General features: G+C 66.4%; 7 protein-coding genes and 1 pseudogene. All 8 read left to right on the top strand.

Annotation, left to right across the window (positions count from 1 at the left end; all coding sequences use genetic code 11):
* On the top strand, positions 1 to 2,246 hold a 2,246-nt coding region (locus tag KDB67_RS08625; RefSeq protein WP_291014836.1), incomplete at its 5' end, for an NADH-quinone oxidoreductase subunit G.
* Complete coding sequence (nuoH, locus tag KDB67_RS08620; RefSeq protein ID WP_291014834.1) at positions 2,243 to 3,520, top strand: NADH-quinone oxidoreductase subunit NuoH; 1,278 nt, start codon at positions 2,243 to 2,245, stop codon at positions 3,518 to 3,520. The genes KDB67_RS08625 and nuoH, both read left to right, overlap by 4 nt.
* Before the next feature lies 1 nt (position 3,521).
* Complete coding sequence (nuoI, locus tag KDB67_RS08615; protein WP_291014832.1) at positions 3,522 to 4,043, top strand: NADH-quinone oxidoreductase subunit NuoI; 522 nt, start codon at positions 3,522 to 3,524, stop codon at positions 4,041 to 4,043.
* A complete protein-coding gene (locus KDB67_RS08610; RefSeq protein WP_291014830.1) occupies positions 4,040 to 4,843 on the top strand; it encodes an NADH-quinone oxidoreductase subunit J in 804 nt (267 codons plus the stop codon). The genes nuoI and KDB67_RS08610 overlap by 4 nt, the downstream gene beginning before the upstream one ends.
* Positions 4,840 to 5,139, top strand: coding sequence for an NADH-quinone oxidoreductase subunit NuoK (nuoK, locus tag KDB67_RS08605; RefSeq protein ID WP_291014828.1), 300 nt, complete (start codon positions 4,840 to 4,842; stop codon positions 5,137 to 5,139). Before KDB67_RS08610 ends, nuoK begins: the two co-directional genes overlap by 4 nt.
* Before the next feature lie 30 nt (positions 5,140 to 5,169).
* Positions 5,170 to 7,062, top strand: a complete 1,893-nt coding sequence (nuoL, locus tag KDB67_RS08600) for an NADH-quinone oxidoreductase subunit L (protein WP_291014826.1) — start codon at positions 5,170 to 5,172, stop codon at positions 7,060 to 7,062.
* Positions 7,062 to 8,642: an NADH-quinone oxidoreductase subunit M gene (locus tag KDB67_RS08595; protein ID WP_291014824.1), complete on the top strand. Its 1,581-nt coding sequence runs from the start codon at positions 7,062 to 7,064 to the stop codon at positions 8,640 to 8,642. The genes nuoL and KDB67_RS08595 overlap by 1 nt, the downstream gene beginning before the upstream one ends.
* Positions 8,639 to 8,903, top strand: a pseudogene (locus KDB67_RS08590) (NADH-quinone oxidoreductase subunit N); the annotation flags it as partial. The gene KDB67_RS08595 and the pseudogene KDB67_RS08590, both read left to right, overlap by 4 nt.

The raw sequence follows: 8,903 nt of genomic DNA, 5'->3' as shown, positions 1-8,903 counted from the left end.
TCGAGGGACAACGTAAACCGGTCGCCTCGTGCACCACCCCGGTCGCCGACGACATGGTGGTGCACACCCAGCACAGTTCGGAGGCCGCGGCGTCGGCGCAGCGCGGTGTGATGGAGTTGCTGCTCATCAATCATCCGCTCGATTGTCCGGTGTGCGACAAGGGTGGCGAGTGCCCGCTGCAGAATCAGGCGATGTCGTCGGGGCGCTCACAGTCGCGGTTCATCGACGCCAAACGGATCTTCGAGAAGCCGGTCGCGTTGTCCTCGGAGATCCTGCTGGATCGCGAACGCTGCGTGCTATGCGCCCGCTGCACCCGATTCTCCGATGAGATCGCCGGCGACCCGCTGATCGATCTGGCCGATCGTGGTGCGCTGCAACAGGTCAGCGCCTACGTCGACCAGCCGTTCGAATCGTATTTCTCCGGCAACACCGTGCAGATCTGCCCGGTCGGCGCCCTGACCGGCACCGCGTACCGGTTCCGGGCCCGCCCGTTCGACCTGGTGTCGACGCCGAGCGTCTGCGAACACTGTGCGTCCGGCTGCGCCCAGCGCACCGACCATCGGCGCGGAAAAGTATTGCGGCGCCTGGCCGGTGACGATCCCGAGGTCAACGAGGAATGGAACTGCGACAAGGGCCGGTGGGCATTCGCGTACACCACCGCCACCGACAGGTTGCGTCATCCGCTGGTCCGCGGCAAAGACGGTGAACTGCACGAAACGTCATGGGGTCAGGCGCTGTCGGCGGCCGCGACGGGTCTGCGAAGTGCGATCAGCGGCGGCGTCGGCGTGCTGACCGGCGGCCGGATCACCGTCGAGGACGCCTACACTTACTCCCGGTTCGCGCGAACAGTGTTGCACACCAACGACATCGACTTCCGAGTGCGGGAGCATTCCGACGAGGAGGCCGGCTTCCTGGCGGCACACATCGCAGGGCAGGGCTTCGAGGTCACCTACGACGATCTGTCGGCGGCCCCGGCGGTACTGCTCGTCGGGTTCGAACCGGAGGAAGAATCCCCGATCGTCTATCTGCGGCTGCGCCGCGCGGTGCGCACCGCGGGCCTACGCGTGCACACCGTCGCGCCATTCGTCTCCCCCGGAAACCACAAGCTGCGGGCGAAACTCGTCCGCACCCGCCCCGGCGGCGAGCCCGCGGTGCTCAATACCGCCGACAGGCTTGTCTCCCAGCCGGGTTCGATCGTCATCGTCGGCGAGCGGCTCGCCGCGACACCGGGCGGACTGTTCGCCGCGGCCGGGCTCGCCGCACGCACCGGGGCATCGCTCGCCTGGATTCCGCGGCGCGCCGGCGATCGCGGCGCAGTCGAGGCCGGGGTGCTGCCCAACTTGCTGCCCGGTGGAAATCCGGTGAACGACAACGCCGCCCGTGCCCGCTTCGCGCAGTTGTGGGGCACGGCCGACCTGCCCGCGACCCATGGCAGGCCCACCAGCGGCATCCTGTCGGCCGCCCGGTACGGGTACCTGTCGGGACTGGTCGTCGCCGGCGTCGACCTCGACGACCTACCCGATCCGACCGGTGCCGAAGCCGCGCTGGAGAACACCCCGTTCGTGCTCAGCCTGGAAACGCGACGCTCAGCCGTCACCGAACGCGCCGACGTGGTGCTGCCGGTGGCCACCGTCGCGGAGAAGTCCGGCACGTTCGTCGACTGGGAAGGCAGGCCGCGCCGATTCACCGCCGCGCTCGGGGAGACCGGGATGCTGCCCGAACATCGGGTGCTCACCGCACTCGCGCGGCAACTCGGTGTGGACCTCGACTGCGACAGCACCACCGCCATCGGCCGGCAGCTGGCCGACATCACGCCGTGGGCCGGCGCCCGCCCGGACCTCGAATCGGTTCTCCCCGCGGCCAGACCACGTCCCGGACGCGGTGAGGCGGTCCTGGCGTCGTGGCGGATGCTGCTCGACGCCGGGCGACTACAGGACAACGAGCCGCACCTGGCCGGGACCGCACGTACACCGGTGGTGCGCCTGTCGGCCGCCACGGCCGCCGAGATCGGCGCCCAGGACGGTGGCAGGGTGGCGGTGTCCTCGCTGTTCGGGTCCATCACGCTGCCGCTGGTGATCGACGATCTGCCCGACCGGGTGGTGTGGATACCGATGAATTCGCCGGGGTCGCAGGTGTATCGGACGCTGCGGGCCGGGGTCGGGCAGGTGGTCCTGATCGACCCGGAAACGGCCCGCGCCGGGACGCCCGGGGCGGGGAAGGCAGCGGCGGGGAAGGCGGGGCAATGACTACGCAGACGATCGCCACCGACTTTCCGGAACTGTCCGAATTCGGTCATGATCCGTGGTGGCTGGTCCTCGGCAAAGCGGTGGTGGTATTCGGCTTTCTCGTACTCACCGTGCTGGTGGGCATTCTGCTCGAACGAAAAGTGATGGCCCGCATGCAGTCCCGTACCGGCCCCAACCGGGTGGGACCGCGCGGAATCCTGCAGAGTGCCGCCGACGGGGTGAAACTGGCGCTCAAGGAAGGCATGATCCCCACCGGCGTCGACAAACCGATCTATCTGCTCGCCCCTATCATCGCGGTCATTCCGGCGGTCACGGCGTTCGCGGTGATCCCGTTCGGCCCGACGGTGTCGGTATTCGGGCACCACACACCCCTACAGCTCACCGATCTTCCGGTGGGCGTGCTCTACATCCTGGCGATGACGTCGATCGGGGTGTACGGGATCGTGCTCGCAGGCTGGTCGTCGGGGTCGACATATCCGCTGCTCGGCGGCCTGCGGTCGACCGCGCAGGTGATCTCGTACGAGATCGCGATGGGGCTGGCGTTCGCCGCGGTGTTCCTGCAGTCGAGCACCCTGTCGACGTCCGGCATCGTCGCGGCGCAGGGTGATCGCTGGTTCATCCTGCTGCTGCTGCCGTCGTTCCTGATCTACACCATTTCGATGGTCGGCGAAACCAACCGCGCCCCTTTCGATCTGCCCGAGGCCGAAGGCGAGCTGGTGGGCGGTTTCCACACCGAATACTCCTCGCTCAAATTCGCGATGTTCATGCTCGCCGAATACATCAACATGGCGACCGTTTCCGCGCTGGCCACCACCCTGTTCCTGGGCGGATGGCAAGCGCCGTGGCCGCTGAGCCTGATCGGTGCCACCAATGCGGGCTGGGTGCCGGTGCTGTGGTTCGTGATCAAGATGTGGGTGTTCCTGTTCGTATTCTTCTGGCTGCGCACCACGCTGCCGCGACTTCGCTACGACCAGTTCATGAATCTCGGCTGGAAAGTCCTCATCCCGATCTCGCTGGCCTGGGTGATGATCGTCGGCGTGATCCGCGTGGCCACCGCCGACTCCGACACCTGGGTGGGGGAGACGGTGTTGATCGTCGTCGGGCTGATGGTGGCCGCCGCGACCTGTTACGCGGCGACGATCCCCCTGCGCGCGGCCACCGCCGACCAGCCCGCACCGCCACCGCCGACATTCGACCCGATGGCCGGTGGCTTCCCGGTGCCGCCGCTGCCCGGTCAACGAGCAACCGACCAACCTGTGAAGGAGCGTCTGTAGCATGTCCGATTCTTCAAAACCCGCTCCCCTCAAGGCGCTCGCAGGTTTCGGGGTGACCTTCGGCGGGATCTTCACCGAATCGATCACCGAGGAATATCCGGAGGTCAAACGCCCACCCGCACCGCGTTATCACGGCCGCCACCAACTCAATCGGCATCCCGACGGGCTGGAGAAGTGCGTCGGCTGCGAACTGTGCGCGTGGGCGTGCCCGGCAGATGCCATCTACGTCGAGGGCGCCGACAACACCGAGGCAGAACGCTATTCGGTGGGCGAACGCTACGGCCGGGTGTATCAGATCAACTATCTGCGCTGTATTGGCTGCGGCCTGTGCATCGAAGCCTGCCCCACCCGCGCGTTGACGATGACATCGGAATACGAGCTGGCCGACAATAATCGCGCCGACCTCATCTACGAGAAGGATCAACTGCTCGCGCCGCTGCAACCGGAGATGACCGCACCACCGCATGCGATGGTGCCCGGCGCGACGGACGAGGACTACTACCAGGGCAAGGTACGGCCATGACGCCGGTGCCGGTATCCGGCGTACTCACGCTCGCGGCCGAACGGACGTCGACCGGCGAGGCCGTGCAGTTCTGGGTGCTCGGCACCGTCGCGGTACTCGGCGCACTCGGCGTGGTCACCGCCACCAAGGCCGTGTACTCGGCAATCTTCCTGGCCACGACGATGATCGTGCTCGCCGTGTTCTACGTGGCCCAAGGCGCGCTGTTCCTGGGCGTGGTGCAGGTGGTGGTGTACACGGGTGCGGTGATGATGCTGTTCCTGTTCGTGCTCATGCTGATCGGCGTCGACTCCTCCGACTCACTACGAGAAACGTTGCGCGGGCAGCGAACCGCCGCCGTGCTGATCGCCGCCGGGTTCGCCGGTCTGCTGTGCGCGGGCATCGCGAATGCGACCGTGGTGGCCACGACCGGCTCCGAACCAGGCCCCGTCGCGGCGGAAGGTGTCGGGTCGGTGGAAGAGATCGCCCGACTGATCTTCATCGACTACCTGTGGGCGTTCGAGCTCACAGCTGCCCTGCTGATCACGGCAACCCTCGGTGCGGTGGTTCTCGCGCACCGGGAACGGTTCGAGCCCAAGCGAACTCAGCGCGAAGTGTCCATCGAGCGGTTCCGGCGCGGCGGCAACGCCACCCCGCTGCCCAATCCCGGTGTGTACGCCCGGCACAATGCCGCCGACACCCCCGCCCGGCTGCCCAACGGTTCACTGTCCGAACTGTCGGTGCCCGGACATGTCATCACCAAACAGATCCAGACCGACAGTGCCGGATCCGCACGGGCCGGGGCCGGGCAGGTGCGGTCATGAATCCCGAGAACTACCTGTATCTGAGCGTCATTCTCTTTTCCATCGGCGCCGCCGGAGTGTTGGTGCGCCGCAACGCGATCGTCGTATTCATGTGCGTGGAGCTGATGCTCAACGCCGCGAACCTGTCGTTCGTCACGTTCGCTCGTATGCAGCACAGCACCAACGGTCAGGTGATCGCATTCTTCACGATGGTGGTGGCCGCCGCCGAAGTGGTGGTGGGCCTGGCGATCATCATGACGATCTTCCGCTCACGCCGGTCGGCATCCGTCGACGACGCAGATCTCTTGTCCCGCTAGATCCGCCCTGCCGCTAGGAGGTATGTGCCGATGGGTGCCACGGCGACCGCGAATCTGCTCTGGCTGATCTTCTGCCTGCCGCTGGCCGGGGCGGCCATCCTGCTGCTCGGCGGCAGACGCACCGACCGATGGGGACATCTGCTTGCGACGGCGCTGGCCGGATCATCGTTCCTGTTGTGCCTGCTGATGTTCGCGGGCATGGTGGGCCGCAACGCCGAACACCGCGGCGTCGGCGACGTCCTGTTCAGTTGGGTACCGGTGAGCGAGCTCGACGTCGACTTCGGTCTGCAACTCGACCAGTTGTCGGTATGTTTCGTGCTGCTGATCACCGGCGTCGGGACGCTGATCCATATCTATTCGATCGGGTACATGGAACACGACCCCGATCGCCGTCGATTCTTCGCCTACCTCAACCTGTTCCTGGCGGCGATGCTGATCCTGGTGCTCGCCGACAACTACCTCGGCCTGTATCTCGGCTGGGAAGGGGTGGGCCTCGCGTCGTATCTGCTCATCGGTTTCTGGCAGCACAAACCGTCGGCGGCCACCGCGGCCAAGAAGGCGTTCGTGGTCAACCGGGTCGGTGACATCGGGCTGGCCGTCGCACTCATGGTGATGTTCAACGCCTTCGGGTCGGTGTCGTTCACCGCCGTCTTCGAGGGCGCGCCCGGTGCGGGCGACGGTGTGCTCACCGGCATCGGTTTCATGCTGCTGCTCGCCGCGTGCGGCAAATCGGCGCAGGTGCCGCTGCAATCGTGGCTCGGCGATGCGATGGAGGGCCCCACCCCGGTGTCGGCGCTGATCCACGCCGCGACGATGGTCACCGCGGGCGTCTACCTGATCACCCGGTCCGGGCCGATCTTCGACCTCGCCCCGGCCGCACAGACCGGCGTGGTGGTGGTCGGTGCGGTCACCCTGCTGTTCGGCGCGATCATCGGCTGCGCCAAGGACGACATCAAGAAGGCCCTCGCGGCGTCGACGATGAGCCAGATCGGCTATATGGTGCTGGCCGCCGGACTCGGTCCCGCCGGATACGCGTTCGCCATAATGCACCTGCTCACCCACGGCTTCTTCAAGGCCGGACTGTTCCTGGGCGCCGGCTCGGTCATGCACGGGATGAACGACGAGACCGACATGCGCCGTTACGGCGGACTGCGCACCGTCATGCCGATCACGTTCGCGACATTCGGCGTCGGATATCTCGCGATCATCGGCGTGCCGCCGTTCGCCGGATTCTTCTCCAAGGACCACATCATCGAGGCCGCATTCGCCGAAGGCGGGGTGCGCGGAATCGTCCTCGGGTCCGCCGCTCTGCTCGGTGCGGGCATCACGGCCTACTACATGACCCGCGTCATGCTGCTCACCTTCTTCGGACCGAAACGCTGGGCACCCCAAGCACATCCGCATGAATCACCCGCGTCGATGACGTGGCCGATGATCATCCTGGGTATCGGCTCGGTCGCCGCCGGTGGTCTCCTGGTGTTCGGCGACGGGCTGCCCGGTTGGCTCGAACCCGTGGTGGGCGAACACCACAGCGAACTCGCCATCCCGGTCTGGTCGATGACCGTGATCGTGCTCGCCGCGGTGGCGGTCGGTGCCGCAATCGCCTGGCGGCAGTGCTCGGGTGAGGTACCGGTGGTCGCGCCCGAGGACGTGTCGCCGCTGACCATCGCCGCACGCCGCGATCTGTACGGCGACGCCCTCAACGAGAATCTCCTGATGCGTCCCGGTCAGCAGCTCACCGCTGCCCTTGTCGCGGTTGAGGATTCGGGCATCGACGGCACCACCGAGGCCACTGGACACGGCATCGGATCATTGTCGACACGCCTGCGCGGCTGGCAGAACGGCTTCGTCAGATCGTATGCACTGTCCACGTTTGCCGGTGCGGCAATCGTTCTCGCGACAACTCTGGTGGTGGTGTGGTGATGGGCTGGCTCACTGTTCTCTGGCTCGTACCCGCGGTCGCCGCCGCCGGTGTCGTCGCCATACCGTCGTCGCGGGCCGAGGTCGCGAAATGGGTGGGCCCGGCCGCGGCGATGATCACGCTCGGAATCGCCGGCGGACTGGCCGCCGCCTTCGACACCTCGCCCTCGGCACCCCGCTACCAGTTCACCGAAAACCACAGCTGGATACCCACATTCGGTGCCGGCTACGATCTCGGTCTCGACGGTATCGGCCTGGTGATGGTCCTGCTCACCGCCGCCCTGCTCCCCCTTCTCCTCCTCGCCGCCTGGCGCGACGCGGATTCGGTAGGCGTAAGTGGCGGCAGGATCGGCAGCGTCCAGACGTATGTGGCGCTCATCCTGGCCGTCGAGGCGATGGTCCTGATGAGCTTTGTGGCCCTGGACATCCTGCTGTTCTACATCTTCTTCGAAGCCATGCTCATCCCGATGTACTTTCTCATCGGCGGCTTCGGTGGAACGGCCAACCGGTCGGCGGCGGCACTGAAGTTCCTGCTGTACAACCTGTTCGGCGGACTCATCATGCTAGCCGCGGTTGTGGGCCTCTACATGGTCACCGCCCGGTCCGACATCGGCGGCACCTTCAACCTGCCCGCGATCGCAGATGCCGCCGCAGCCGGGGAACTCGACGCCGGATCGGGCCTGCTGAAAGTCCTGTTCCTCGGTTTCCTGTTCGCATTCGCCGTGAAGGCCCCGCTGTGGCCGTTCCATACCTGGCTGCCCGACGCCGCCGTCGCCGCCACCCCGGCGAGCGCGGTGCTGATGATGGCGATCGTCGACAAGGTGGGAACCTTTGCGATGCTGCGGTTCTGTCTGCAGTTGTTTCCCGACGCGGCGTCGTATTTCGCTCCGGTGATCGCGGCGCTGGCGGTGGTCGGCATTCTGTACGGCGCGATCCTGGCGATCGGACAGCAGGACGTGATGCGCCTGATCGCGTACACGTCGATCTCCCATTTCGGGTTCATCATTCTGGGCATCTTCGCGATGACCGCGCAATCGCAGGCCGGCGCCACCCTGTACATGGTCAATCACGGAATCTCCACCGCCGCACTGTTCCTCGTCGCCGGTTTCCTGGTGTCCCGACGCGGCAGTCGGCTGATCGCCGACTTCGGCGGGGTGCAGAAGGTGGCACCGGTGCTGGCCGGGACATTCCTGATCGCCGGACTGGCCACGCTATCGCTGCCCGGTCTGGCACCGTTCATCAGCGAATTCCTGGTGCTCATCGGCACCTATCCACGCTTCCCGATCGCGGCCGTGGTGGCGACGGGCGCACTCGTGCTGGCCGCGATCTACATCCTGTGGACCTACCAGCGGATGATGGGCGGCCCGGTACGGATACCGAATGCCCCGGCACGGGAAGGTCCCGGAACACAACGTGATCCGGCGCGGACGATGCGGGACATGCTGCCGATGGAGAAGCTGGTGATCGTCCCGATGCTGGTGGCCCTCGTCGCCCTCGGCGTCTATCCGAAACCGGTCCTCGACACCGTGACACCGGCGGTGCAGCACACCGTCACACTCACCGAACCAGGGGGACAGCGATGACTTACGATCCGCCGAGCATCGCCTACGGGGCGCTCTCTCCGATGCTGATCGTCCTGGGTGCCGCGGTGGTGGGAGTGCTGCTGGAGGCGGTGCTGCCACGTGCGGTACGGTTCCGGGCTCAGCTCGGACTGGCGCTGGTGGCTATTGTCGCGGCATTCGCGGCGCTGGTTGTCGTCGCATCGACCAAATCTGAAAGTGTGACCACGGTTTCGGGCGCCGTCGTCCTCGACGGTACGGCGATGTTCCTGCAGGGCACGGTGC

The organism is Gordonia sp. (in: high G+C Gram-positive bacteria), from assembly GCF_020438995.1.
GTDB lineage: Bacteria > Actinomycetota > Actinomycetes > Mycobacteriales > Mycobacteriaceae > Gordonia.
The sequence above is the reverse complement of the archived record's forward strand: the minus strand, read 5'-3'. Positions and strand labels throughout refer to the sequence as shown.